General features: G+C 39.1%; 26 protein-coding genes. 9 read left to right on the forward strand and 17 right to left on the reverse strand.

Translation table 11 applies throughout. The features are described 5' to 3' along the window. Positions 1–71: 71 nt before the first annotated feature. Complete coding sequence (locus AC6CHS_RS12470) at positions 72–854, reverse strand: FixH family protein (RefSeq protein ID WP_498236530.1); 783 nt, start codon at positions 852–854, stop codon at positions 72–74. A gap of 14 nt (positions 855–868) precedes the next feature. Then, positions 869–1,456 (reverse strand): DeoR family transcriptional regulator, encoded by a 588-nt coding sequence (locus tag AC6CHS_RS12475; protein WP_498236532.1) that lies wholly within the window; start codon positions 1,454–1,456, stop codon positions 869–871. Between the two features lie 155 nt (positions 1,457–1,611). Between AC6CHS_RS12475 and AC6CHS_RS12480 the strand changes: the two genes are divergently transcribed. After that, complete coding sequence (locus AC6CHS_RS12480; protein WP_498236534.1) at positions 1,612–2,364, forward strand: cytochrome c oxidase assembly protein; 753 nt, start codon at positions 1,612–1,614, stop codon at positions 2,362–2,364. Between the two features lie 98 nt (positions 2,365–2,462). Here AC6CHS_RS12480 and AC6CHS_RS12485 read toward each other — a convergent pair whose 3' ends face one another. Genes AC6CHS_RS12485 through AC6CHS_RS12495 form a run of 3 tightly spaced genes read right to left on the reverse strand, consistent with a single transcriptional unit; the run spans position 2,463 to position 5,324 of the window. Further along, positions 2,463–3,158, reverse strand: a complete 696-nt coding sequence (locus AC6CHS_RS12485) for an N-acetyltransferase (protein WP_498236535.1) — start codon at positions 3,156–3,158, stop codon at positions 2,463–2,465. A 1-nt stretch (position 3,159) separates the two neighbouring features. Beyond that, entirely contained in the window at positions 3,160–4,218 is a 1,059-nt protein-coding gene (locus AC6CHS_RS12490; protein ID WP_498236537.1) for a Gfo/Idh/MocA family protein, read from the reverse strand. Continuing rightward, complete coding sequence (locus tag AC6CHS_RS12495) at positions 4,212–5,324, reverse strand: DegT/DnrJ/EryC1/StrS family aminotransferase (protein WP_498236539.1); 1,113 nt, start codon at positions 5,322–5,324, stop codon at positions 4,212–4,214. The genes AC6CHS_RS12490 and AC6CHS_RS12495 overlap by 7 nt, the downstream gene beginning before the upstream one ends. A 230-nt stretch (positions 5,325–5,554) precedes the next feature. Here AC6CHS_RS12495 and AC6CHS_RS12500 point away from each other — a divergent pair, with 230 nt between their 5' ends. From AC6CHS_RS12500 to AC6CHS_RS12515, 4 genes are all read left to right on the forward strand, one after another. Next, on the forward strand, positions 5,555–7,270 hold the full coding sequence (locus AC6CHS_RS12500; protein WP_498236541.1) for a nucleotide sugar dehydrogenase: 1,716 nt from the start codon (positions 5,555–5,557) through the stop codon (positions 7,268–7,270). 16 nt (positions 7,271–7,286) lie between these two features. Further along, positions 7,287–8,288: a glycosyltransferase gene (locus tag AC6CHS_RS12505; protein WP_498236543.1), complete on the forward strand. Its 1,002-nt coding sequence runs from the start codon at positions 7,287–7,289 to the stop codon at positions 8,286–8,288. Between the two features lie 126 nt (positions 8,289–8,414). Then, complete coding sequence (locus AC6CHS_RS12510; protein WP_498236544.1) at positions 8,415–9,605, forward strand: NTTRR-F1 domain; 1,191 nt, start codon at positions 8,415–8,417, stop codon at positions 9,603–9,605. A 197-nt stretch (positions 9,606–9,802) separates the two neighbouring features. Then, positions 9,803–10,882: a glycosyltransferase gene (locus AC6CHS_RS12515; RefSeq protein ID WP_498236546.1), complete on the forward strand. Its 1,080-nt coding sequence runs from the start codon at positions 9,803–9,805 to the stop codon at positions 10,880–10,882. Between the two features lie 62 nt (positions 10,883–10,944). On the opposite strand, the gene AC6CHS_RS12520 is transcribed toward AC6CHS_RS12515, so the two are convergent. Beyond that, positions 10,945–11,724: a class I SAM-dependent methyltransferase gene (locus AC6CHS_RS12520; protein ID WP_498236548.1), complete on the reverse strand. Its 780-nt coding sequence runs from the start codon at positions 11,722–11,724 to the stop codon at positions 10,945–10,947. A 156-nt stretch (positions 11,725–11,880) separates the two neighbouring features. Between AC6CHS_RS12520 and AC6CHS_RS12525 the strand changes: the two genes are divergently transcribed. Together AC6CHS_RS12525 and AC6CHS_RS12530 are read left to right on the forward strand one after the other, a co-directional pair. Beyond that, positions 11,881–12,645: a hypothetical protein gene (locus AC6CHS_RS12525; protein ID WP_498236550.1), complete on the forward strand. Its 765-nt coding sequence runs from the start codon at positions 11,881–11,883 to the stop codon at positions 12,643–12,645. Positions 12,646–12,896: 251 nt separating this feature from the next. Beyond that, complete coding sequence (locus AC6CHS_RS12530; protein ID WP_081779352.1) at positions 12,897–13,070, forward strand: YjzC family protein; 174 nt, start codon at positions 12,897–12,899, stop codon at positions 13,068–13,070. Positions 13,071–13,149: 79 nt separating this feature from the next. Here AC6CHS_RS12530 and AC6CHS_RS12535 read toward each other — a convergent pair whose 3' ends face one another. The 10 genes from AC6CHS_RS12535 to AC6CHS_RS12580 all read right to left on the reverse strand — a co-directional run bounded on the left by AC6CHS_RS12535 (position 13,150) and on the right by AC6CHS_RS12580 (position 21,098). After that, positions 13,150–14,400 (reverse strand): YeeE/YedE family protein, encoded by a 1,251-nt coding sequence (locus AC6CHS_RS12535; protein WP_498236552.1) that lies wholly within the window; start codon positions 14,398–14,400, stop codon positions 13,150–13,152. Positions 14,401–14,857: 457 nt separating this feature from the next. Beyond that, on the reverse strand, positions 14,858–15,058 hold the full coding sequence (locus tag AC6CHS_RS12540; RefSeq protein ID WP_498236554.1) for a hypothetical protein: 201 nt from the start codon (positions 15,056–15,058) through the stop codon (positions 14,858–14,860). Beyond that, positions 15,055–15,408, reverse strand: coding sequence for a VOC family protein (locus AC6CHS_RS12545; protein WP_498236556.1), 354 nt, complete (start codon positions 15,406–15,408; stop codon positions 15,055–15,057). The genes AC6CHS_RS12540 and AC6CHS_RS12545 overlap by 4 nt, the downstream gene beginning before the upstream one ends. Before the next feature lie 165 nt (positions 15,409–15,573). Beyond that, positions 15,574–15,945, reverse strand: a complete 372-nt coding sequence (locus AC6CHS_RS12550; protein ID WP_498236558.1) for a hypothetical protein — start codon at positions 15,943–15,945, stop codon at positions 15,574–15,576. A 44-nt stretch (positions 15,946–15,989) separates the two neighbouring features. Beyond that, a complete protein-coding gene (locus tag AC6CHS_RS12555) occupies positions 15,990–16,280 on the reverse strand; it encodes a helix-turn-helix domain-containing protein (protein WP_498236560.1) in 291 nt (96 codons plus the stop codon). Positions 16,281–16,590: 310 nt separating this feature from the next. Next, complete coding sequence (locus tag AC6CHS_RS12560) at positions 16,591–18,972, reverse strand: polyprenyl synthetase family protein (protein WP_498236562.1); 2,382 nt, start codon at positions 18,970–18,972, stop codon at positions 16,591–16,593. 188 nt (positions 18,973–19,160) lie between these two features. Further along, complete coding sequence (locus AC6CHS_RS12565) at positions 19,161–19,355, reverse strand: CsbD family protein (protein WP_498236563.1); 195 nt, start codon at positions 19,353–19,355, stop codon at positions 19,161–19,163. A 73-nt stretch (positions 19,356–19,428) separates the two neighbouring features. Beyond that, positions 19,429–20,229 (reverse strand): DUF4097 family beta strand repeat-containing protein, encoded by an 801-nt coding sequence (locus AC6CHS_RS12570; RefSeq protein WP_498236565.1) that lies wholly within the window; start codon positions 20,227–20,229, stop codon positions 19,429–19,431. After that, a complete protein-coding gene (locus AC6CHS_RS12575) occupies positions 20,222–20,782 on the reverse strand; it encodes an HAAS signaling domain-containing protein (protein ID WP_498236567.1) in 561 nt (186 codons plus the stop codon). The genes AC6CHS_RS12570 and AC6CHS_RS12575 overlap by 8 nt, the downstream gene beginning before the upstream one ends. Further along, positions 20,775–21,098 (reverse strand): PadR family transcriptional regulator, encoded by a 324-nt coding sequence (locus AC6CHS_RS12580; protein ID WP_036573624.1) that lies wholly within the window; start codon positions 21,096–21,098, stop codon positions 20,775–20,777. Before AC6CHS_RS12580 ends, AC6CHS_RS12575 begins: the two co-directional genes overlap by 8 nt. Positions 21,099–21,272: 174 nt before the next feature. On the opposite strand from AC6CHS_RS12580, the gene AC6CHS_RS12585 reads away from it, so the two are divergent. After that, on the forward strand, positions 21,273–21,701 hold the full coding sequence (locus AC6CHS_RS12585) for a S1 domain-containing RNA-binding protein (protein ID WP_119577925.1): 429 nt from the start codon (positions 21,273–21,275) through the stop codon (positions 21,699–21,701). Between the two features lie 89 nt (positions 21,702–21,790). Here the strand turns inward: AC6CHS_RS12585 and AC6CHS_RS12590 are convergent, their stop codons facing one another. Further along, positions 21,791–22,354: a sigma-70 family RNA polymerase sigma factor gene (locus tag AC6CHS_RS12590; protein WP_058950363.1), complete on the reverse strand. Its 564-nt coding sequence runs from the start codon at positions 22,352–22,354 to the stop codon at positions 21,791–21,793. 260 nt (positions 22,355–22,614) lie between these two features. On the opposite strand from AC6CHS_RS12590, the gene AC6CHS_RS12595 reads away from it, so the two are divergent. Beyond that, positions 22,615–25,656 carry a hybrid sensor histidine kinase/response regulator gene (locus AC6CHS_RS12595; protein ID WP_498236568.1) on the forward strand — a complete coding sequence of 1,014 codons (3,042 nt, stop codon included), beginning with the start codon at positions 22,615–22,617 and terminating at the stop codon, positions 25,654–25,656. Positions 25,657–25,662 lie beyond the last annotated feature (6 nt).

The raw sequence follows: 25,662 nt of genomic DNA on the forward strand, positions 1-25,662 counted from the left end.
CTCACTGATGTTGTTTTGAAACATAAAAAAGAGCCTTCTTCAGTGAAAGCTCTAAGCATATCATCAATTATCTATTTCACTTCTATTTCATGTTCTTGGTGTTCATGTAAACCTTCTTCATTTTCTACATGTACAACAACATGATAAGTCGCCTTTTCATCAAATAGGTGGTGGGCAGTATACTCTCCGGGATTACCTTCCTCAGCATCAACCCAGCTATGTTTTTCAGCCCCATCTAACCAAAGTTCATAACGCACGCTTGCTTCTTCCATTGCCTCTTCATCCATTTGTAAATGTGTTACAAGCTCCACGTCCTTCTCTACCTTTACATCCTCTGGCATGACAAAATGCATGTTGAACCCATCCGCGGCTGCACCATGGCTGTGATCATGATCATGTCCTTCTTCCTGCTCTGTTGTTTCACGATCATTTTCTTCTTCTGTGGACGCTTCCCCACTTCCAACTTTCACTTGTTTTTTCGGCATGGTATGTAACTCCTTGGCAGTTGTGTGGGCATACATTTCATAAACACCATCCTGATCAAAAGAAGTTTCGGCAGTGTATGTTCCATCATCATTATTAGTCGACTTTACTTCCCAACTGTCATCTTCTTTTCCTTTTTCCCATATTTCAAATACTACCTCATCAGCGTCCGTGACATTCTCTTCACCATATGTAACGGTTGCTTTTAATTCAATGGTTTCTTCCGCATCTACTGTTTCAGGTACCAAAAATTCCACATCAAGTGTTGCTAGTTCTTCTTCGCTTTCCGCTTGATCCGCATTTTCTTCACTTCCACATGCAACTAGGAACAATAACACAAAAAACGAAGCCATCCAAATCAGTTTTTTCAATGTTCAACTCTCCTTTATTTCTGGGAATGACAATTATTCTGTCCCCCGTTCATCTTTTGCACCAACACGGTTTTTGCTTCTTCAAACGAATAGACATGCCCCCCAAAACCTTTTACAAATTTCTCTGCATATTCTTTCCATTCAAAGGTTAGCACTTGTGGATGACAACACCCTATATGAACAGAGGTATCCATGACAAACCATGATAGTGGAGCACTAATTGTTGTATGGGTTAGAAAGTCGGAACAAATGGCCTGCATTACTTCCCCACTCATTTGACTATGACGCAGAAGGCCGCAATGGGCACAACAAGCTGGTTCCATTCGATTGTTAGATAAGATCAATCGATAAGCCAACCTTTCACTATATCCTCGCCCACAATAAACGCAACCTTGGACCTTTTTGTTAGCTTCCTGTCCATCCTGTTTCCATGAAACCCCGCCAAATGTCTTGGCTATACATCCTTCCTCAAGGAGTGGCTTAAGATCACGATGAATCGTCATTTCTGAGACGCCGAATCTGTTGCTTAGCTCCGCAATTTTTATATGTCGTTCTTTTTCAATTAATGATCTTATCCGCTTTTTCCGTTCTAAAGGTAACATAGCATTCCCTCGCCTTATAACAAAATAGCACAATCTATAACACACTTTATCATGACCGTCTCTTTTGTTCAATATGAATAATATGAATTATTTGTGAATAGGATGATGTGGGGCACTCTTGTTTTTGGAGTTAACCTATTCCAGGGAGGGGTATAATGAATATTCAGCTTTTGCTTGAGGGACAAACTTTATGGAGCATACCTTTACTCCTATTTCTGTCTAGTTTAATTATAATCTATCTATCCTTTTACATACAGTTTCGCAATACATTTAGTAGTATACAGTTTCAGTCTTTTTGTTTAGCCATGGGTGTTATTTACTTAGCATATGGCAGTCCTCTTGCAGCAATTAGCTATGGTTTGATTAGTTTGCATATGGTTCAAATGGCGCTACTGTATTTTGTCAGCGTTCCGCTTTTGCTCATGAGTTTTCCTGCTTTTAACGTTTTTAAAAGTAAAAAGCCGCCGATGCAATCTATTTCGACTTCTATAATTAGCCTTTTTTTGTTTGCTTTATGTTTCTTTCTTTACCATTTTCCTTCTATTATGCACAGTTTAATGGACCACTCTGCCTTGCATATGGGATATATTTTATTATTATTTGTATTATCAATGGGAATGTGGGCACCTTTTTGCTGGGCCCCATTAGCTACCTCTCTATCAGCGGCAAATAAAAATAGGTTTGGTTTTTGGAATAGTGTAGGGATTATGCCAGCTTGCTTTCTTTTGATAATCGGAGCGTTTTTTAGCCATGTACATTCCCCAATAGCTTCTCATTTGGCGGCCCAACTATGTCTGCCTCCAGGTTCCGAAATATCTTTGCTGCTTCTACCACCAGCTTTCGATCAATTCCTAGCAGGGCTGCTTATGATCATAATCCATAAATTCAGCATGATGAAATGGGCTTAGTACCGATAAAAACGATTTAAAAATTTGGCGTAGCGAAAGTAAACGATATGTACATCTCTCCAATTGAAGAGATGCGCTTCCCTTATAATGGATCATGGTTATCCTTTTATTTCCTTCGCTGGATTCCCTACCACCATTGCACCAATTGGGACATCTTTTGTTACAACTGCACCTGCACCTACAATCGCCTTTTCTCCGATCACTACACCAGGAAGCAAAGAAGCATTATTTCCAATCTTCGCTTCTTTTTTTATGGTAGGGCCTTGTAATCTTTTCGTACGGGAAGCCATGTATTTATCATTGCTACTGGACATACATGGACCAATAAATACGTTATCCTCAATAACCATATGTGCGGTAACATAAGAACCCGTTTGAATTGTGACATTTTTTCCAATTAAGGTGTTATTTTCTACCATCACATTTTTTCCAACAATACTATTTCCCCCAATGATTACATGCTCACGAATACTTGCAATATCTGCTACTAAAACACCTGAGTGGAGGGTGGAACCTCGATATAAACAGCAATGGGTACCAATTTTTACATCTTCCCCAATATACAAAGGCTCTAGATCATCCGCTGGCTTTCTTGCCATTTTATTATTGCTAGCTGGCGATTTACCTAGTAGGCTAAAGTCACTTATTACTGTATTATCTGCAATAATTGTCCCTTCTTTAATCGTCACATGGTTGCCAATTTCAACGTAATTGCCAATTAACACATCCTTCTCTATAACTACATAGCTACCAATCTTTACATTTTCTGCTATTATCGCTGTCTCGTCTATCATTTTATTTTCCTCCCATTTCTTTTGTACTGAAGTCCTTTAGAGGCAAATCGATAGGTGACTTCAACCTATGTGCTCGGTATAAAGCAAATATTGCTTCCAACGCTTGTTTTCCTTCCACCAGCGATACCTTTGGCTGCCTGTTATCTAAAATAGCCCCAATAAAATCTTGATACATGTAATAATGTTCATCCATGTCTGCTGCTAAAGCAAAAAGGTCATCTACATCCTGTTGTTTTTCCGAATAATAATGGGTTAGTTGATTAAACTGCTTTCCACCGATGGAAAAAGACCCCTTATCCCCAAAAACAGTCAGTTGATACCCGAGGTTTTTCGGAGTAGTTATAGTGTTTGCTTCAATTAAACCTCTGCCACCACTATTAAATTGTAAAATCCCTGTCGCGATATCCTCCGTTTCCTTCGTCTGTATAGCTTTACCAAGTTCTCCGTAGACCGAATTCACTTGCCCCATTGTCCAAAGAAGCTGATCTACCATATGAATTCCTTGGTTAACAAGCATCCCCCCATCTTTATCCCAGGTGCCCTTCCAATTTGAGTTTTGGTAATAAGAAGGTGATCTATGAAGACGAAGCGAACTTACAGCAAAATATGGCTTACCAAAATCTCCTTCCGCCACCATTTCTTGAAGTTTTTGTAGAAGCGGACGATAACGTAACTGATGGCAAACAAGCACCTTTCTTTCGGTCTTTTGTGACAAGGCTAGTAGTTCATCTGCTTCCTTTATGGAGAGAGCCACTGGTTTTTCTAAAATAACATGCTTACCTTGCTTGATTGCCTGCTTTGCAACAGTAGCATGGAGCCCAGAGAGCAATGCTACCACCACAATATCAATTGTAGGATCAGCTAGTAATGCCTCATAATCCACATAGCGAGAGACCGTCCGTTTCTTACCGAGTTGTCTATAATAATCTACCAGTATCCTATCCATGCTTTCTGGATTAATGTCACTTACTGCGGCTAATTGAAGCCCATTTATCCTTGTGATAGTCGATACATGCTTTCCTGCTATATATCCACAGCCAATAATGCCGATTTTTAGCATGATTGCATCACCTGGAATTCCTCTAAAGCAGCTATTACTTCATCTTGTTCTGTTTTTGTCATGAATGGAAATAACGGCATCGCAAGTAACCGCCTTGAGCATTTCTCTGCTATTGGAAAATCACCTTCACGGTAAGATAAATGTTCGTAAGCCTTTTGTAAATGAATACACTGCGGATAATAAATACCGGTTTGGATTTTCTTTGAGGTCAGATGTTCTATTAAACTATCGCGCTTATCTGTATCGATAGCGTATAAATGATAAACATGCTGACGGTCTGCTTTAGCGGTTGGAAGCTTGATACAGGTTAAGGTTTGTAACCTTTGCCGATAGCGAACAGCCCACTCCCTACGCTTCTCATTCCAGTCATCTATATGTTGTAAACAGCATAGTAAAATAGCTGCATGGATTTCATCCAGCCTGCTGTTATATCCAATTTCGTTATGATAGTATTTTCGGTTACTGCCATGTGTTTTTAACTCCCGAATTCGCTTTGCTACTGTTGGGTCAGAGGTTGTTACCATTCCTCCATCGCCTATTGTCGATAAATTTTTCGTAGGAAAAAACGAAAAACATGCAGCATCTCCTAAACTACCAACCTCTCTTCCTTGATAGACCGCCCCAAAAGCCTGGCAAGCATCTTCGATTACAAGAAGGTCGTGTTGTTTAGCCACATTATTTAATTCTTGCATATCTGCTGACTGACCGAAAAGGTGAACTGGTAAAATAGCTTTCGTTCTCTTAGAAAGTTTCTCACTTACCTTTGTTGGATCAAGAGTAAAAGTAGTGTGGTCAATATCTGCGAAGACTGGTGTTGCACCAACTCTACTTATCGCTTCAGCAGTCGCAAAAAAACTAAACGGTGTAGTAATCACTTCATCTCCTGGTCCAATTCCAAATGCATGCAATGTGAGCACGAGCGCATCCGTTCCATTGGCAACTGCAATAGCCTCTTTTACTCCTAGTCTATCCGCTATAGCAGTTTCAAGTTCTTTTACATTTTCTCCTGAAATAAAATTACCCATCTCTAGGACATTCTTCATTTTTTTAAAGATATCTGCTTCCAAGGCAGCAAATTGCCGTTTGGGATCAGTTATTGGGATCATAAGCATCTTCCTTTACATAATAGTTAATCAATCAACTTCCTAACATCGTATTCAAGGTTTATACCACATTGAACGGCAACTACCACGGAGTAGAAGAATTATGCACTTGCACAGGCCTATCAGCCAACTCATCCATTTAATATGAAAGAGCCTCTTTTCGCTACCTCTCCCGAACACTCCCTTGTCCTACGGCATATACAAATATTAGATTTGCTGAAAGGATAATGTTTATGACAACAAATTTTGACCCCTTAATAATAATTGGTGAAACCAGTCAATTGTCACACTATGTATCTCAAAAATTAGTCAAAACAGGATTTGAAATTACAGAGTTCGATGACAAGCACGGTGCTGTTTCTATCATTCTGTTTTTATTTGGTAGGCAATCGGCCAAGCAGTCCAATTTTTGGCTAATTGAAAAAATTCAGTCAAGTAGTCTGAAGATTAATCAATTGTTTTTAATCCGTGACGAAATGGCAGGTAACACTCCGACTGAAGAGTTGGGTTTGCAATCAGTAATGAAAGGAAGCAACTCTACCATTGAGTTGGTGATCCGCAATCATTCTAATCTCAAGACAAACACAGAACTTGCCGGTGATAAATTAGTTAATCAGCTTTTACGGTATTTGGTCCACCCCCTCTCCCATGGCACGGTTAGAAAAGAGATCTTATTAAATGAAATGGAAACGATTGGCGTGGTAGGTCTGGGATATGTTGGACTCCCTGTTGCAGTAGGGTTTTCAGAAAAACATCATGTAATAGGGTTTGACGTAGATGATAAAAAGATAGCGAAATTAAGAAGCGGAAAAGATCCGTCCGAACAATTTTCTGCGGAAGCCTTAGCCCAAGCACAGATCAAGTTCACTACAGATGCCAAAAATCTTCGTAATTGTGCATGTATTGTGGTCGCCGTGCCAACTCCTATTTCAGTTTCCAATGAACCAGATTTTTCATACTTGGAGGCAGCTTCCCAGTTAATAGGAGAAAACCTGACTCCAGAAACTGTTGTCGTATACGAATCAACCGTATACCCGGGTGCCACGGAGGAAATTTGTTACCCAATTTTAGAAAAAACATCCAGCTTAAAAGTAGGTAAGGATTTTTTTATTGGCTATTCTCCAGAAAGAATTAACCCAGGTGATAAGGAGCATACGTTTAAAACGATCCCAAAAGTCGTAGCAGGTCAGAGTGTCTACGTAACCGAGTGGCTTTATCATCTCTACCAAGGTGTCATCGAAGCAAACGTGTATAAAGCGAGTTCTATTAAAGTAGCTGAAGCTGCAAAAGTAGTAGAAAACACCCAACGTGACATTAACATCGCCTTTATGAATGAGCTGTCACATATATTTAATCAACTAAACGTACCAACTCTGGATGTTTTAGAAGCAGCCGGTACGAAGTGGAATTTTCTACCGTTTACCCCGGGACTCGTAGGTGGGCACTGTATTGGGGTTGACCCCTATTACCTCATTCACAAGTCTAGGTTAGCTGGTTATGAGCCAGGCTTTTTAACTGCCGCAAGAGAAGTGAACGAGTCGATGGTCGACCATATAACGAATACAGTAATGCAACAGATCATTCAGCATCAGTTTTCTTTTAACGATTTAAAAATAACGCTTCTTGGAGCGACCTTCAAAGAAAACATCGGAGATATGCGAAACTCCAAGGCTCTTTCCATATTAGAAAAACTTCTTCACCTGGGATTATCCGTGCAATTATGTGATCCACATATTGATTCTAGTACGGTCAAGGATATGTATGGAATAAGCAGCACACCATTTCCTGAATTGGAAAAAGCAGATATCGTCATTATCACTGTCCCTCATAATGTTTTTGATTGGGGGCAACTAAACAATATATTGAAGGAGAAGTCTATTGTTTTGGATATCAAATCTGCGGTCCCTTCCAGTTATATCCCTGATAATACGGTGCACTGGCATTTATAAGAAAGGAGGAAGTAAGTTGCAAAAGAAACCAATTATACTCGTGTTGGTTAAACCATTCTGGATGTACCCGAAGCATAAACCTAAAATGGATACCATTAAAGCCTTCGAAAACGTAGCGGAGGTCCATTATTGGCATGACGATGGAGACATTGGGGATATTATACAAAATATTCAAGTAAAACCAGATTTTATTTTTCACTATGATATAGCGTGGAATTATGGCCTATCACCCAAAATTGATGGGTTAAGAGATGTGGAGATACCAAAAGGTTGCTATGTGATAGATCTTCACTGGAGACCAGAAGAAAGAAAAAAGTATATTGAGGAAAACAAGATCGATTTAGTCTTTTCTGCTACGATGCATCCCTTTCTACGTGTTTTCCCTGAATATGAAGATAAATTACGATGGCTTCCCTGGGCAATCAATCCAGACGTGATGAAGGATTGGAAGCTAGATAAATCGATTGACGCACTGCTTATGGGGCTAGTTTATGTGAGTAAAGCTAATCAAGGAAAGCACCAATTACCAATAAAAGTCCCCTCAAAAGGTAGGTATGCTTTCCGTGATGCTGTTTTTAATGAGATGCGCGATGATCCTCGTTTTGTCTTTCATCCACATCCCGGCCATTTAGTAAGACAGTCAAACCATTTAATGGTTAATAAAAAATACGCTAAAGAGCTGAATCGGTCCAAGATTTTTTATACATGCGGCAGTCGGAGTGATGTTGGTGGTGTCGCCGTATTAAAATTTTTCGAAGCACCCGCCTGTAACACACTATTGCTCGCGGAAACGAATGAAGACGTGGAAGCATTAGGTTTCGTAGATGGAGAGAACTTTGTCGCATGCACTACTGAAAACATTTCGGAAAAAACGGCCTACTATCTTGCCAATGAAGAGGAGAGAGTCCGTATTGCTAGAAATGGCTATCAACTAGTTCATTCAAATCATAACAACCAAAAACGCGCTGAACAATTCTTACGTTACGTCTCCCCCCTCCTTAATGAATCAATAATCTAAGTTAACTCTATTAAGTATAAATGTGCGCTCATATCAGATAGTTTGACTCACTCAATATTTTCTATCGCACATAGGATATATAGAGTTCCTTAATTGGAACCTTACTATTGAAAAAGGAGGATTAAAATGGCTGTTACAAATTTGTTATTAAATGGTGGATTTGAATCTGGTACTCTACAAGAATGGAGTGCCCAAAATAGTTATGTTACAACCTCAAATCCCCACTCTGGAAGTTATGCAGCTGTACTAAGAAGCGGTGTAGCTGCATCGAGTCTTAGCCAGGTGGTACCGATTACTCCTGGTGATAGTTTTCAACTTCTCGTTTCCTTAGGTAGATTCGGCACGCTTGCCAGTCCCCGACTTATTCTTCGTGTATATTTCTTAAATGAGTTGAATCTGGAAGTAGGTTTGGGGCTGGATGTAGAAATTGTTAGAGGAAGTTTACCGGATGCTTCTAGTAGCAACTGGCAGGAAATTTACCATGTTACAGAAGAGGCACCTGAAACCGCAACACAAGCTAGAGTCGAAATCAGTAAACCTTCTGGAAGCTTTCTTACTTCTACCGTCTTAGTTGATGACGTAGCTCTACTTGATTTTGATGGTGAAGGTGGAGGAGGAACACCAGGACCTACGGGGCCTACCGGGCCAATAGGGCCTACTGGACCTACTGGACCTACTGGACCTACGGGTGTTACTGGCGCTACCGGTGTCACGGGACCTACTGGACCTACGGGTGTTACGGGTGCTACTGGCGTTACGGGGCCTACTGGACCTACGGGTGTTACGGGTGCCACTGGCGTCACGGGACCTACTGGACCTACGGGTGTTACGGGTGCTACTGGCGTTACGGGGCCTACTGGACCTACGGGTGTTACGGGTGCTACTGGCGTTACGGGACCTACTGGACCTACGGGTGTTACGGGTGCTACTGGCGTTACGGGGCCTACTGGACCTACGGGTGTTACGGGTGCTACTGGCGTTACGGGGCCTACTGGACCTACGGGTGTTACGGGTGCCACTGGCGTCACGGGGCCAACCGGACCTACGGGTGTTACGGGTGCTACTGGCGTTACGGGACCTACCGGACCGACTGGCGTTACGGGGGCTACTGGCGTTACGGGACCTACCGGACCGACTGGTGTTACGGGTGCTACTGGCGTCACGGGACCTACCGGACCTACGGGTGTTACGGGTGCTACTGGCGTCACGGGACCTACCGGACCTACGGGTGTTACGGGTGCTACTGGCGTCACGGGGCCAACCGGACCGACTGGGCCTACCGGGCCAACTGGACCAACTGGACCAACTGGAGCTTAAGTTTACTCAAGAAGGTACTTTACTCAAAGTACCTTCTTTTTCACACGTTGGAAAAGTATTCAGTATTGTATTTGGTTTCACTAAAAAAAATGTACGCACTCTTTCTTAAAAAGAAGATGCTGATCCAATCTTTATAAAAGAATTTTGAATATATTAGTACATGTGAAATGTTCAGGAAGTGAAAAGGAGTGAAGGGTATGGTAAGCATTAGTCTATGTATGATCGTGAAGAATGAAGAAAAATTATTAGGAAGGTGTCTCGACACCGTTAAAGATATTGTAGATGAGATAAATATTGTGGATACAGGCTCAACAGATCGAACACTAGAGATAGCGAAAAAATACACGGATAGAATATATTTTTTTGAATGGACGGGGAGCTTTAAAGATGCACGGAACGAATCATTTAAGTATGCTACGAAGGACTATATTCTTTATTTAGACGCTGATGATGTAGTCTTGGAGGAAGATCAAAAAAAACTAAAAAAACTAAAAGAAGAACTTGATCCATCTGTTGATTCTGTTTCTATGTATTACAATGCTGCTATGGACACGTACGGAAATGTGACCTTAAAATATAGAACGCATCGCTTATTAAAAACGGAACGTCAATATCGTTGGGAAGGAGATGCACACAATTATTTAAATGTACACGGGAAGATCATCACCTCTGACGTTGGTGTGACCCATAAAAAGGAGCATCATGCTGTTGGCCGAACCCTTTCCATATATAAAAAAAAGATTGAAAACAAAGAAACATTTACTGCTAGGGACCATTTCTATTATGGTAATGAGTTACGGGAAAATGGCCATTATGAACAGGCAATTGAAAGCTATACGAAAAATATTGAAACGGAGCAAGGATGGATTGAAGATAAAGTCTATGCCTGCATTAATCGCGCAGACTGTTACCGTTATTTGGATGAGCCAGATAAGGAAATTGCTTCCCTTTACGAATCCTTTCGTTTTTCTAAGACACCTCGCCCCGAATCATGCAGTCGTATTGGCTATCATTATCAGAAAAAAAGCGAATACAACCAGGCGGTTTATTGGTACAAAACTGCGATTGAGCTAGAAGATGACCCAAACAGATGGAGTTTCACCTACCCCGTGTATGCAACATGGTATCCCCATTTACAACTATGTGTCTGCTATTATAATCTTCAGCAATTTGACAAAGCATATGAACATAATGAAAAGGCAAGACATTACAGGCCAGACGATGAAAAGATACTATTTAACAAAGAATTGCTTGAAAAAAAATTAATTAATAACTAAGTTCCTCTAAACTCACTTAGAGTGAGTTTAGCTACATAGTTAACAAAAAAGACGAGTTTCGATCAGACTTTTACCGCTTTCCACACTGTCCAATAATCTTTTTCCCTTATCTCTTTATCCATAGGTAAACGGCTGCTAATATAATCTACTAACACTTGAAGCTGTGAATCAGAAAGTTCAAAGAGGATAGATCGACCCGTCCGCTGCCTTAAATCCTCCCCCAAAGCTTCTTTCGATTTATAAACTCGCCTTGTCTCCAAAAGCTTTCTCTCCTCCACAATTTTGAAGCCAGTTTCCTCAAGGGTGGTTCTCACTTCATTTGATGCAAAGCGTCTAGCATTTTCTATTTCCTTAAGATGAGGGAAGCACGTAAAAAACCATCCTCTTATATGCTCGTCATTTCCTTTTTTAAAGATATCTTCCATAGTACGGTCCTGAATAATAAACACTCCGCCTTTTTTCAACACTCTATTTGCTTCAGTAAAACAGCTCCTTAATTCAGATAGGTGGTGAATTAATGCCCTTTCAAGCACCAAGTCCATCTTATTAGGAGCTATGTTTAGTGCATTGGCATCCCCATGTAAAAATTGAATCTGTGGGTAGTCACGACAATTTTCACGTGCAGCCGCCAGTATTGGTTCAGAATAATCCACACCAACCACTTTTGGTATACCAAGTTTACAGAGAGCTTTGCTATAAATGCCTCCCCCACAACCAATATCAGCTGCCTGCTGAATCAATTGCCCATTTAATAATTCTTTTATTAATGTAATCCATTGTTTGTCTGCTACCCTTGTTGTGTAGCTATTTTTATTTTGCTCGTCATGAAAATGAATCGCCATCAGCTTCTCCCTCCCTTCTTTATTTTACCGATTTCATCTGGATAAATATAATACTTATTAGATATCCTTATTGATAACTGTTGCTTATCGTCTGTTTAGATTTTATCCACTAGGGAAAAGATTTCAAGAAACATCCAGAAAGGACTGACAATGATAATGAAGTTACGATTATTTTTCCTTACAGGTATACTTACGCTTTTCATTAGCGCATGTAGTGGTGATGAGGAGCAAACCACCGAAACGTCAAAGGATACAGAATCATACTCATCCGCAGAAGAAAGTTCCAACGCAGAAACCACAGATCAAAAGTCAGATTCCAATACAAAAGAGAATAAGGAAAAATCAAGTTCCTATGAAAATGAGCTCAAAATGTCCGCGTCTGAAGTTAAACTACCCACTGCATTTCCAGAGAGGGAAGTGAGTCCTTCTATTGAAATAAATAAAGAGAAGGAGTACAAAGTAGCCTATAACGCGGAATCCGAAAAAGTCGGCAGTTTTTCCGGTAAACAATACGCTTCTTCAGGAGATGCTATACAAGCCATTGAGGAATTCTCTAACGAGAAAAAAGTAGGTCCATTTGAAGAAGGTGCAGTTAATCTAGGGCACGAGATCACCGGGTATGGTGAGGGAGCAACCGGACATCAGTATTTTAGTTGGGAAGAAGGCAATTGGTTATTGAGTATTAGTTCTCTAACTCAGGATGAGATGGATCATGCTGGTATTGCAAGGAAAATAGTGGAGTACCTTGAGACCCATATGCTCCCCGCTCCCGATGAAAATGGGATTGTCTATATAGATTACCCTCAAGGCGGAAAAGAGGTATCAGTGGACGTAAGGTGGCAGGAGGATAATATGATCTATCGTCTTCATACAACCCGTGTACCACTTGATGCGCTGGAAATGACCGCCTCTGTATCTTAATTCCCTTACTAGTTAAAATGCTTTAAAACTATATATAAAGTGAAACTTCAATCAGTGGGGGTTTTCGTTCTTCCCCCACTGATTGTTAGTTGAACGAATTGGGGCGTTAGCGTCCGTATACTCCCACTTAACATCTCTGTTTCACTTCATGATTTGGAGTGGGATTCTTACGGACGGTTTCACCGGGATACATGTATGATGACTGTATAACTTGATATACTAAGAAAAACCGTTAACAAGGAGGCGTAGTTATGGGTGAATACAGCCATTTCCGTTCAGGACAAAAGGTGCCAAACAATGGTATCTACCGTGAAATTGGGGAAACAGGAAGTAATGTCAATGATCCTCAATTTATAGAGTTAAAAGCCGGCGAAAAGTTTCCAGAAACGATGAATCAAAACAGAGTGTGGACTAGAGAAAAATAATGATTAAATGTAAAAAAGCACTATGCCGAAATAACAGGCATAGTGCTTTTTTTATAACCGTATCATTGACTTCTCAATACTAACAGAAGGAATCTTTCGATTTTGGAACAGAGAGTCCGAATAATGGACGTAAATACAAGGCTACAAATGTTCCTCCAAGTGCTAGAATTCCCCAAATATAACCATGGAGACTAAAGGATGCAATGCCACCGAAGTACGCTCCAATATTACACCCAAAAGCAAGACGTGCACCATATCCCATCAACAGACCACCGATAATTGCTGCAGCGACATTTTTAAGGTTCAGTTTGGAAAATTTAAATAAACCTCCAGCAGCTGATGCCAAAAAGGCACCTAAAATAACGCCTAAATTAAGGACGGTGGTTGAATCCGTAAAGATCGATGCATTTAGGGCTTCAACATTACCTTGCCAATAACCCCAGCTTGCAACATCAACACCAAAAAACTGCGCAACCTTTGAACCCCATAGCGCAAATGCGGAGGTAACTCCCCAAGGTGTACCACGTGTCATAAGGGTTAAAGCATTAAGTACTGCAAGAACAATAGCTGCAGCAAATAATGGCCAAGAGCCTCTAAATATTCTTTTCCAGCCACTTGTTGAAGGTAGGGGAGCCATTTTCGGAGCCTTCCTTCTTCTTTCAATTACTAGTGTAATCCAAGCAATTACACCAAAAAGTAGAATGGATACTGCCCATGCGCCACCATAACCCAACCCAGTGGAAGTTGCCAATGAGACTGGCTCAAACGAAGGTAGATCCTCTGTCCAGAAAGGAAGGTGATATGCTCCCACCGTGGAACCGACAATAAAGAACAGTAATGTTACAAACATAACCGATCTTCCGCCCCCTACAGCATACAATGTTCCCGAGGCACATCCACCACCAAGCTGCATACCTATACCAAATAAAAAGGCACCTACCAGTAAACTAATACCTACTGGAGACACATAACCAGATACTTCTCCGCCAAAGAAAGAAAGTCCGAAGGCTAAAATAGGTGCAAACAAGGTTACAGCTACTGCCAACATAAGCATATGTGCACGTAAGGCTTGCCCGTTTCCAACTGATGCTAGTCTGCGGAATGCAGAGGTAAAACCAAAACGTGCATGAAATAATGTATAGCCAAGCAAGATACCAATGACAAGTAATAACGGTTGCACGGCTTCCTGGCTAAATAATAAATAGACTAAGAGAATTGCACTAACAACCAATCCACCGATGATTTGTGGTGTTTGAGGCTTATTTAAATTAGAATCTTCTTTTTTTATAGGATCCTTCACTTCATTTACTGGTTGAACATAAGTTGACATATAATACACCCTTTTCCGATTAATTTAGTCGGGATTAATATTTATTTTATTATAATACGTCCTGAATAAATTTATGTCAATGAAATAAATTTGCTTACAGTTAATCATTTAGTCTAGGTTTGAGTTCAAGATAGACAGAAGATACTTTCAAGGACTAGAGACTCATAAAAAATCCATTTTGAATTTTGCCCAAAATGGATAACATTGACATTTATTTTTTCAAAACTCGTTCACTTTTAATATATATAACTTAATAATCTTTTATCAACCTAAAGATCCTGTTCTCATAAACGCAACCTAGATTGTAACTTCGCTTCTTCTTCCTTGTTTATGTATTCAAATAATCCAATTTGATTTCCCCACGGATCAGAAAATGTAGCCAATTTAACAGGAACCTCATTTCTTGAATATATCTCAAATTCCCCAACTCTACACTCTTTTATCAGTCCCTCTCTCTTTATCCAAGTTGAGGATATGGACCGTTCTCTCCTACCGGCTCTCGTTCGGCAATTTGAAGCCAGCAACCAGGAATAATCTCCCACTCTGCAAAACCCTCGTGAGGAACAAAATCAGGGTCTTTTTGAAATATCGAACTATAATACTGTAGTCCTTCTTTATAATTAGAAACCCTAAATTGAATTGTTACTTTCAAAATCATGATACAAACTCCAAAAGTTCAATTTGGTTCCCAAAGGGATCTTCCATCACATTATACTTACCTGGCGGACAGTCTTCATACGTTTCAAATTGAAAGTTAACCCCTTCAGCTCGTAATGTTATAATATCTCTATCTAAGTCTTCTGTTTGTATTGCAAATAACACCCCAGAACCAGCCACTTGCTGTTCTTCTGTTTTCTCAATAACAAGCGGTATACTTCTTTGCTCAAGTGTGACAATAGTGTCACCATAACGCTTTGAAATTTTGAAATCGAGTAACTCGGTATAAAAACGAAGTGCCCTTTCTAAGTCAGTTACCTTTATAGTGATTACACAGATTTTATTCATCATCTCTATTTTCCTCCTATATTGTTATATAAGTATTATAATCGAAAAGGGAATCACTACTTCTCCTAGTTTGCTTTGTTTTTAACTTGATCAAACAATAACTTTGGCAGATTAATTAAGATCGGAGGGTCATTTGGCAGTGGAGGTCTCAGCGTGATCTCAAGTTCTCTATTTTTTCTCTTCAAAGCTAATTGGAATTTCGTGCTTTCCTCTTAAAGCATTGTCTAAAATAAAGTATTCTAATGGGTTAAAGCTCTTTTTTATTGCTGCAGCTAAAACATAGTAAACACCTTCAGGAATGCTTTCAAATAAACAATATCTTTGTTTATGTGTGATGGCCTTCCCTAAGATAGGTTCCTGATCTGGGATTGGTCTTGGAAAAAGTCCAATAAAAATAAGCCCTTTAAAATCCTTTGGAGCTTTAATGTGGACCAAAAGATTTGATGGCTTAATTCGTGCACAGTCTTGTACCTGTCCTCGCTCCCCATTATACTCATTAACAAATTGATGTAGTTCTTTCACTCTTTTATTGAATTGCATAGGTGATAAGCCAACAAATTGCTTAAACTTTCTACTGAAAGAACCTACACTTGAAACCCGACTGATAATAAGGTCTTAATAACTGATGGGGGCACTGAGGAATTTGCAAGTAGCTTTTTCCCTTCTTCAATACGCAAAGCTGACAGATAGTGTCGCGGTGATATGCCTGTGACATGTTTAAACATTCTAGAGAAATGAAAGGGGCTGTAACCTACCATTCCCGCTAAATCATTCAGTATTATCCTTTCTTCAAGATTTTCCTTCATGTAACGAACAGCTTTACTAACTGCCTCTAACTGCTCTTGGGTTACTGCCTTTTTCTTAGCTATTTTCATTTTAAATATCCCTTCTAAGCGCGTTTTTACTTTTTTACTTCTTACAGATCTAAGCTATTAGCTAGTCTTCCTTTTCTACAGTTGAACTTCAAATTAAACTTATATTTCTATTTTATACTTCCATTCCTACTTAAAGATTTCCTGCCAAGTAAAAGTTATGAGATGGTGTTTAAGATTACGATCCTTACTTGCAGAACAAATGAATAGTCCTTGCTTTACTCTCGAAGCGGAACGTTACTAACTTAATTTCGGGCTACGTTTCCTAATATAAAAAAGGACTTCCCCAATCTCTGGAGAAGTCCATTCGTCATTAATTTTCTCGGTTAATCACATAATCTAATAGATGCTTTAAAAAGGTACTGTTTTGCTTAATACCCTGTAATGCTTCCGCTGCATTACAGTAATGGTCCCACAACAGTTTTTTGGCTCCATTAAGCCCAAGAACAGAGACAAACGTGGCATTATGGTTTTCCAAGTCTTGCCTTGTGTTTTTGCCGGTTTGGGTACTTTCACCTTCTACATCTAGAATGTCGTCTTTAATCTGAAAAGCTATGCCGGCATGCTTGGCGAAAAGCTTTAATTTTTCTTTTTCAAACTCATCTTTACCAGCCAGTATAGCCGGCATGATTAAAGAGGCTTCGAAGCCAATTCCAGTTTTATAAAAACACATCTCTGTAAGTTCATCAATTGTCAGAGTTTTCCCTCTAGAACTAAGATCTATCGCCTGCCCCCTGCACATATCTGTAGCAACTATGGAGGAATAGTATATAAGTTGAAGAATTGCGGTTTGATCAAATCCAGCAAGCGATGCTTGATTGGCAACGGCTTGTTGGGTCAGGAAAATTCCTGCTAACTCAGCATTTGCTGTATTATACACTTCATGAAGAGTGGGACGGCCCCTGCGTAAGGAAGCATTATCTTGTGCTGGCAAATCATCATAAATTAGCGAGGCGGTATGCATGTATTCAAGAGACTTTAAAAGAGGCGCAATTGAAGCTGGATCCATATTATACTCTTCCACTGCCATTACCCATGTCATCACAGGGCGTAGTCTTTTGCCTCCACTTTCCAAGCTATAATTCGCTGCCTCTGTGATGGGATCATCAAATAAGGAGTCGGATCTAGAATGTGTGAGTGGTAACATACTGTTGATCGTAGCACGTATCTTTCTAACTGAATCAGTGAATGCTTCCTTTGCCTTCTTTTCATTTTTTAAGTCGTCTATCATATGATCACGCAGAAGTTTATCAAAAAACTCCACATCTTTTGCTTTCCTGACCATAAGCTGAATTTCATCATTAAATTCGAGCTCAACACCACAAAGCTTCATTATTTCTTCATACTTTTGTTCTCCCCACTTTTTCTTAAATCGTTTTAAGCCATTAATTGCTCTGGAGAGGATAACTTCTCGTGTTTTATCATCTGATTGATAAACATGGTGGATGAGATAGGAGATGACTGTCCAATACAATTCGAAAGGATTAATCAAGTCTTTTCGCTTTTCCTGATACTTAAAATAATACGTATAGGGAGTGACTGACCCTGCCTCCATATCAGTAAACATATCAGCAAAATCATCTGACAACTGGTTATAAATACCATAATAAAATGTTTGTTCATTTATTTGCTGATCCTCGTTAGCGTCTATTAATGAACGCACAATCAAACGGGAGGACGCTGATTTAAGAATAATTGGGACATACAGGTCACTGTTCGTATAGGTGTCTACAGCTAAATCTTTTTCTCGATCATGTTCTTGTGACTGGAAGAAAACAAAGGATTGTTCCAGAAAACTTTCCCAAGCTTCCTTAGAATGTTGTGTTCTTATATATTCAAAGGCGTCTTTTAATTCGGTATGGACAAATTCCATAAACGGGTAGGTCTGTTTAAGCCAGACAGACAATGCTGGTACCACCCCTGTTAACAGGGTCTGGCGTATAATTGCAGCATAGTCTTTCTTTTCTTCGTTTGTAAGTAAACTCGAGTCCAATATGTCATCAATAAAAGGGTAAGTAAGTCCATACGCATAGCCAAGTCGAATGGCACGGTCTAGCCGTTTTGCACGTGTGGCCGGAAGAACACTTGCATCCAATTCATCCAGCTCTTGTATGACGACACCGCCTATAATTTTAATCAGTTTCCTCCTTGTTTCCGTTGGATCAAGCTCTTTAGGAATGGTTGCGGTTATATCCTTTAATTTATCTATTACCCAGATTAAACTTGATTCCACATTCTCTTTTTGGGCCCAACGGTAGATCTCAACCATGTTAAATGCGCTCAGCTGGTTGTTGTCCTTTTCACCCAATATCTGCTGACGGATGCTTTCGACAGAACGACCGACTTTTTCTTTTGTTTCTTTGTCATACAAGGCTCTTCCAATGTCTCGCATATAAATGTAGGAAATGCTACGGTCCAAATAGTCATAAAGCTTCCCTCTTTTATCAAGCCACTGTATGTAGTGATGATATTGTAGTAGGTGCTTTCTTTTTTTCTCATCAAAATATTTAGAGGTAAAGGAAAAACGTTTTACATGTTGTCGCTTCCAGATAATAAAATCTTCTTTTAATGCTGTAAGATGTTGCTTCCCTTCCAAATGGGTTGTAAGATGTTGAAAATACGCTGTTGCTCTCTTTTCATGCATTGCGTAATTAACTTCTCTTAAATTAGGTGATGTGCGTGTTTCCTCTCTCATATGAAGTTCCCTCATCTTCTTTATTTCTCTTCGTTCCTATTTATTTATAATACTAACAAAATGTACATGAATATACCTTATTATTATAGCAATTTATTTGAAAAGCTCTTATTTGATACTTTTGCTACTTGAAATATATTTATTTTAAAAAAATAAAAAAGCGAAGCCTCATCGACTCCGCTCGTTCATTACCTTTCATAACGACTGTCACTGCTCTGCTTTGCTTCACCAGCAGTGTCTTGAAATTCACCTTTAACTTTATCTTTTTTTCCTTCTGCCTGCATTTTTTTATTATCTGTTAAATTACCTACCTGATCTTTTGTCTCGCCTTTTGCTTTACTAATTGCTCCTTTAACTTTATCTGAAGATCCGTTTTTACTCATGTTTACCACGCTCCTTACAGAACGTATTTCCGATATAGAAGATAATTAAACATGTTAAAAACTATGCTGGAACTTAGCGATCTACTGTAATACTCCCGTTATGTGTTGTTAATTTAACTCGATTTTCCCCATCTCCGACAACTGTATCCCAATCTGAGTCATCAAAGATATTAATGCTTCCATTATCAACTCGGACATCAAATGTTACATTGGTTGGCTCCTGATTGGATCTAATTTTAATTTTGCCGTTATCAGAAGCTAGTTGAATAGGACGGTCTAAACTTTCCGTAACAAGTGAGATCGCACCATTGTTTGTTTTACCATGTAACTCGCCTTCCACGTTATCGAGTTCAATTTTACCGTTATTAGATTCAACGTCAATACGCTCGGAAAGGACGTCTTCGATCATGATTTTTCCATTATCCGTGCTGGCGATAAAGTCCTTTGCCTGTATATTTTCCACATTAATACTTCCATTATTTATATCAACCTGGAAGGCAGTATACTCTTTTTCTGGTAAGTATATCGATAGGGTCATGCTGTCTCCCCAGTCAAAAAAACGGAACATTTTCCTATCACGCTCTCTCGTTTTCACAAGTAAGGTGTCACCTTCTACTTCAGCCTGTAAACGTTCTTTTTCTGGATTATTTCCTTTTCCTTCAAGCTCTACAATAATCTCATCAGACTTGCTTGGTTTCACGTACAGTTTTTGGTTATTTAATTGAACATCCACCTTTTCCACATCTTGCCCAGATAATTTCTCTGATTCTGAGATTGCAGATCGATCACTTGATGCAAAGGTTACCACACTACCAATAACCCCGATTCCCAACAGAATTAATGCTATAATACTGATCTTTTTAAAATTAGGCATGCTTTAAACCACCTTTCACCAATTTGGCATTATAGGATAAATAGCGGATAAATAATTTCACAATAAATCGCGTTGCATAGAACATCCCAATTGAAATGAATAAGCCAAGTCCTGTAAGTCCAATAGAAGCGAATAAATCAAATAGCCTAAAAGTATCTGGATAAATGAGGACATTAAGTAGAACAAGAATAGGTGACACAATAAAAGCAACACCCACAGTCCATCCCCCTACAATACATCCTAACACTGCAATAAATGGTCCAAGCACTACAACGAGATTAAAAAATCCCAACCCTATTACTGCCCAAACTGCTCTAAAGACATTCCCGACATTCGATTCTTCTCCAACCCTATCTAAATAATACGTTGCCAATAGTTCTTTAGCAATTTGATTAGGAGAGCCAAGAGCAGCTGCAATTTCAGCTTCGTCTTTCCCTTCCTGCATTCCGACATGGAAATGTTCATGAAAATCTTCTAGTATGTCCTGACGTTCAGCAGTAGGTAATTTTTTCAATGCCCATTCTAACTTTTTCATAAAAGCTTCTTTACTCATCGCTAACAACCTCCCTTAATAATTCATTTACACCTTCAGTAAATGCTTTCCATTCTTCATTTAATTGATGGAGATAATCCCTTCCCTGGTCTGTTAAATGGTAATATTTGCGAGAAGGTCCCTCTTTCGACTCCTGTAAATAGGTCGTAAAATAAGCTTCTTTGGTAAGTCTGCGTAATAACGGATACACGGAACCCTCCGATATAGCAATATTGTCAGAAATCCTTTGAACTAATTCATAACCATATCGATCTTGTTTATCCAATAAGGCAAGTACACAAAGCTCAAGGGCTCCTTTTTTAAATTGTATATTCACTTCCCAGTCACACCTCTTTCTTTACTACTGTTTATAGAACAGTACCTCGATATACTTAATATACAACTAACTACTAATTAATGCAAGGTACTATTTTATACTTTTTTCGTTATTTGATAAAAACGTAGATATTTGTTATAATAAGTTGCTTATAAATCATAAGGGGGAACTTTTTTGTCAATTGAAATAGGCAGTAAAGTCAAAGGAAAAGTAACAGGGATTACTAATTTTGGAGCATTTGTTGAATTACCTGGTGGAAAAACCGGTCTGGTACACATTAGTGAAGTAGCAGACAGTTATGTAAAAGATGTAAATGATCACTTAACTGTTGGCGATGAAGTAGAAGTGAAAATCATCAGTGAAAAAGAAGGTAAAGTAGCATTATCTATTAAGAAAGCTGTTGATAAGCCAGAAGGTCAGCGTCCATCTCGCCAAGGTAGAGATCGTAATTCGAAGGATTTCCGTCCAAAGGGTGGATTTAAACCTAAGGAAAGCTTTGAAGACAAGATGGCTAAATTCTTAAAATCAAGTGAAGAGAATTTATCCACGCTTAAGCGCAACACTGATACAAAACGTGGTGGCAGAGGCGGAAGACGCGGATAAAAACTTCATGACATAGATAAAAGCAAGCCGGCTGATGGCTTGCTTTTTTATTAATTAAAAATACATTTTTCAACTTTGGTGGCGACACGCTATCCATACAAGTTTAATCGTTTTTGGAAATCGTTATTACGTAACTTTTTCCTAACTTGCTTGCCCCAACTTTTCACAGCTTCTTCCGATGTTTGTTCTTGGATAGCAATTTCTTTTATTTTCATACAACTAATAATGTAATAGTAAACCCATTTCCACTGGTTGTCAGTAAGCTCCTGCTTTAAAATCCCCCATACATGAATGCCTATTCTCTCCTCATCCAAATTGGAAAGTATCTCACTAGAAGCTTCTGCTCGCTTTATACGATTACCATCATTTGCATGTTTTTTTATTTCTTTACATGCACTCTGCTGATTTCGACTCTCTCTTCCCTGTTTTCTAGCTAAATCAACTAGCCTATTACGTATTGTATAGTTAAAGTAAGTTGCCATCGGCCCTTTATCAGGCTCGTACGTCTCATAGGCATTCCACATAGCACAAAGCCCTTCTTGAAAATACTCCTTATGTGGATCGGATAGATTTAATCGATGAATATGAAAGTGTATCCTGCGTTCATTTTGTTTCACTATCTCTTCAAATGCTTCCAGCCTTTTTTTAGTCACTTATACCCCTCCAAATAACTGTCTTTACTCTACTATCGAAAAATAAAGGAAGGAGGGGGCATCATTTTCTGATTTTATTAGTAAGATGAGACTACATAGGTAAAATGCCACATTCAGACCATCTTTTCCCCACAGAGAATTATCCTTTTACTACTAAATTCCATATAGCAATGTTTATTGCTTCTTGTTATTATTATATTATCATAACCATAAGTTAATATTTCCCTATTTTAATAAATTCATATAGACGGAGCTTACATATGAAAAAACCTTCCATGATACTGATTATAATTCTTTTCTTTCTACTTGTATTAACGGTCTTTCGTCTGTTCTGGGGCAGTATCTATTCAACTACTCACCACCCTGAAGCACAAGAGGGTGTGCTTGACTTAAGACAAGGCCAATTGGAAGAAATACAAACAACCCCACTAGTGGGGGAATGGACGTTTTATCCGGATGTGTTATTGGATCAAAGTGCATTACAGCAGGCTCAAGATGGTGAAACATATAATACTTTCCCTAATGGATGGAATAACATTCCGCTTGGGTCCACTTATACAGTAGGCACGTATCATTTACGAATCCTTCTCCCCCCTTCTGATACAACGACTGATTATGGACTTCGTATGCCTGTTATTCAATCTGCAACTAAACTGTTTATTGATGGAGAGGAAATTAGTGGTTCTGGTAACCCATCTGTGAACCCTTCTGATTATATTGCCCAAAAGGTCCCCTATACTGTATTTTTTCGATCGAATAAAGAAACGATAGATATTATCGTACACGTTGCCCACGGAAACTATCCAATACGATCATCAGAAGTAGGAGTTGTGAAATTTGGACATGCTTCGGCTATAAACAAAGAGACTAGGTTTTCGGTTATTAGTCAGATCATTGTTCTGACTGTCCTTGGTGCTGTTGCTATTTTTATTGCTTTCTTGTACTTTGTTGGAAAAAGACCAAAAAGCTTACTGTACTTTTTTCTGTTACTTATAAATGCAATGCTCATGGTACTTTTAGATGTAGATAAATTCCTTCTAAAACTTATCCCTATCACCTATGAAAGCAGTGTAAAAATACTCTTCCTGGTGTATACAAGTATTGCTTCGTTTATGCTTCTATTCTTCAAGCATTTTTTGCCAGAATACGCTAACAAAATGCTCAAATGGTTTTTATCCGCTTATTTGTTGTATGTAGGGTTCATTCTTTTAGCACCGGTCACCTACATACTAAGTCTGCGCTTTCTTTTAGGTATTGTCTTACTTACTACTACCTGCTTTATTACCATACAATTTTTTAAAGCAGCCAGGAATCGAATGGAAGATGTTTTGTACTTGTTGCTAAGTGCTGCTGCGATCACAAACAATGTCGTATGGGCCATTATTTATAGCAACACAACAATTGAACGATTTTTCTATCCTGTTGATCTTTTAATTACAATATTTCTCTTCTCCGCTTTCTGGTTAAAACGTTTTTTACGAAACGTACATCGTATACAGGGGCTTTCCGAAGAACTTATCCAAGTGGACAAGCGAAAGGACGCATTCCTTGCTAATACTTCACATGAACTACGTAATCCATTACACAGCATGATTAATATTGCGCATTCTGTGTTGCATAGTAAAGAAAATAAATTGAATCAAGAAGACTATCAAAATATGGAACTACTTATAACGGTGGGAAAGCGGATGTCCTATATGATCAACGACCTGCTCGATTTGGGCAGAATAAAAGAGAATAAGGTAACCTTACAGTTGAAACCACTTCCTTTAGAAGCTGTTACAGTAGGAGTTGTTGACATGCTGCAGTATTTACTTGAAGATAGACCAGTCCAGATACAAACTGATGTTCAGGGCGATGTTCAACCAGTACTAGCTGATGAAAATAGGCTGATTCAGATTCTCGTCAACTTACTTCATAATGCAATTAAGTATACGGATAAAGGAACCATTACCATTTCTACCAATTACATGGATAACAAAGTGGTTATATCTGTTGCGGATACTGGAATTGGCATGAAAGAGGAGCGAATACATACCATCTTCAAGCCATATGAGCAGGGTATAGAGGAAGGTGTCAACGAAGTTAGGGGTGGAGTTGGCTTAGGACTAACCATCAGCCATCAATTAGTTAAGTTGCATGGTGGGGAGATTGAGGTTCACTCTGCCTTGCATAAAGGATCGGTATTTTCCTTCTCTTTGCCATTAGCAAAGGAGGAACATTCTGTTGTTGAAACACCTAACCTTCCAGTTATTTCCCATGCTGTTTCAAAAGACGCAGAAACGAAACACCCTATCCTATACGCAGAAGTAGCAAAGCTACTCGTAGTGGATGATGAAACAATCAACTTGCGTGTGCTAAAAAACATATTAGCCTCCGAACAATATGAAATAACAACTGCTCTTAGTGGAGCAGATGCATTGGAAAAATTAAAAAACGAAACATTCCACTTGCTCATTAGTGATGTCATGATGCCATATATGTCTGGTTATGAATTAGCGAAAAAAGTTAGAGAGCAATACACGCTTTCTGAGTTGCCAGTTCTATTACTAACAGCAAGAAACAGTCCAGAGGATTTGTCTACTGGCTTTGCTTCTGGCGCCAATGATTACATTGTCAAACCGGTGGATCCACTAGAATTAAGGGCTCGCGTAGATGTACTTGTAAAGCTGAAAACTTCCATTGCGGAACATATGCGAATGGAAGCGGCTTGGCTTCAAGCACAAATTAAGCCTCATTTTTTGTTTAATACCTTAAATTCCATTATGTATCTAATGGAAATAGATGAAGAAAAAATGCGGTATGTTTTAGATCATTTCATTCAATTTATCCAAACTAGTTTTGCATTTAAAAATACTGAAGCCCTCGTTAGCCTAGAAGAGGAATTAGCGCTTGTCCATTCCTACATTGAAATTGAAAAGGCGAGGTTTGGTGATCGTGTTAATGTAGAATGGGATGTGGATGCAAGAATTAAAGTGAAATTGCCTCCTCTTTCCATTCAAACATTAGTTGAAAATGCAATAAACCATGGCATTTTAAAACAGTCTGAAGGTGGTACCGTAACAATTAGCATAAAAGCATATAAGGGTTTCACAAGGATTTCTATAATGGATGATGGCGTTGGCATGAACTCTGAACAACAGGTACGCCTCACAAAACATAACCCTAGGGAGCGAAAAAGTGTGGGAATATACAATACAGATAGACGACTAAGACAGTTGTTTGGCGAAGGAATAACTATTAAAAGCGAACAAGCGAAAGGTACCATTGTTTCATTTTTCGTTTCAAGTGATCGGAGCTAGGAGAAA

The organism is Oceanobacillus sp. GQ8, assembly GCF_059758495.1.

What these genes read in the sequence shown, in the direction of transcription:
- AC6CHS_RS12475 (WP_498236532.1), bottom strand. Translation starts at nt 1,456, where the DNA reads ATGTTACCTTTAGAACGGAAAAAGCGGATAAGATCATTAATTGAAAAA.
- AC6CHS_RS12480 (WP_498236534.1), top strand. Translation starts at nt 1,612, where the DNA reads ATGAATATTCAGCTTTTGCTTGAGGGACAAACTTTATGGAGCATACCT.
- AC6CHS_RS12485 (WP_498236535.1), bottom strand. Translation starts at nt 3,158, where the DNA reads ATGATAGACGAGACAGCGATAATAGCAGAAAATGTAAAGATTGGTAGC.
- AC6CHS_RS12490 (WP_498236537.1), bottom strand. Translation starts at nt 4,218, where the DNA reads ATGCTAAAAATCGGCATTATTGGCTGTGGATATATAGCAGGAAAGCAT.
- AC6CHS_RS12495 (WP_498236539.1), bottom strand. Translation starts at nt 5,324, where the DNA reads ATGATCCCAATAACTGATCCCAAACGGCAATTTGCTGCCTTGGAAGCA.
- AC6CHS_RS12500 (WP_498236541.1), top strand. Translation starts at nt 5,555, where the DNA reads ATGACAACAAATTTTGACCCCTTAATAATAATTGGTGAAACCAGTCAA.
- AC6CHS_RS12510 (WP_498236544.1), top strand. Translation starts at nt 8,415, where the DNA reads ATGGCTGTTACAAATTTGTTATTAAATGGTGGATTTGAATCTGGTACT.
- AC6CHS_RS12515 (WP_498236546.1), top strand. Translation starts at nt 9,803, where the DNA reads ATGGTAAGCATTAGTCTATGTATGATCGTGAAGAATGAAGAAAAATTA.
- AC6CHS_RS12520 (WP_498236548.1), bottom strand. Translation starts at nt 11,724, where the DNA reads ATGGCGATTCATTTTCATGACGAGCAAAATAAAAATAGCTACACAACA.
- AC6CHS_RS12525 (WP_498236550.1), top strand. Translation starts at nt 11,881, where the DNA reads ATGAAGTTACGATTATTTTTCCTTACAGGTATACTTACGCTTTTCATT.
- AC6CHS_RS12530 (WP_081779352.1), top strand. Translation starts at nt 12,897, where the DNA reads ATGGGTGAATACAGCCATTTCCGTTCAGGACAAAAGGTGCCAAACAAT.
- AC6CHS_RS12535 (WP_498236552.1), bottom strand. Translation starts at nt 14,400, where the DNA reads ATGTCAACTTATGTTCAACCAGTAAATGAAGTGAAGGATCCTATAAAA.
- AC6CHS_RS12540 (WP_498236554.1), bottom strand. Translation starts at nt 15,058, where the DNA reads ATGATTTTGAAAGTAACAATTCAATTTAGGGTTTCTAATTATAAAGAA.
- AC6CHS_RS12545 (WP_498236556.1), bottom strand. Translation starts at nt 15,408, where the DNA reads ATGATGAATAAAATCTGTGTAATCACTATAAAGGTAACTGACTTAGAA.
- AC6CHS_RS12550 (WP_498236558.1), bottom strand. Translation starts at nt 15,945, where the DNA reads ATGCAATTCAATAAAAGAGTGAAAGAACTACATCAATTTGTTAATGAG.
- AC6CHS_RS12555 (WP_498236560.1), bottom strand. Translation starts at nt 16,280, where the DNA reads ATGAAAATAGCTAAGAAAAAGGCAGTAACCCAAGAGCAGTTAGAGGCA.
- AC6CHS_RS12560 (WP_498236562.1), bottom strand. Translation starts at nt 18,972, where the DNA reads ATGAGAGAGGAAACACGCACATCACCTAATTTAAGAGAAGTTAATTAC.
- AC6CHS_RS12565 (WP_498236563.1), bottom strand. Translation starts at nt 19,355, where the DNA reads ATGAGTAAAAACGGATCTTCAGATAAAGTTAAAGGAGCAATTAGTAAA.
- AC6CHS_RS12570 (WP_498236565.1), bottom strand. Translation starts at nt 20,229, where the DNA reads ATGCCTAATTTTAAAAAGATCAGTATTATAGCATTAATTCTGTTGGGA.
- AC6CHS_RS12575 (WP_498236567.1), bottom strand. Translation starts at nt 20,782, where the DNA reads ATGAGTAAAGAAGCTTTTATGAAAAAGTTAGAATGGGCATTGAAAAAA.
- AC6CHS_RS12595 (WP_498236568.1), top strand. Translation starts at nt 22,615, where the DNA reads ATGAAAAAACCTTCCATGATACTGATTATAATTCTTTTCTTTCTACTT.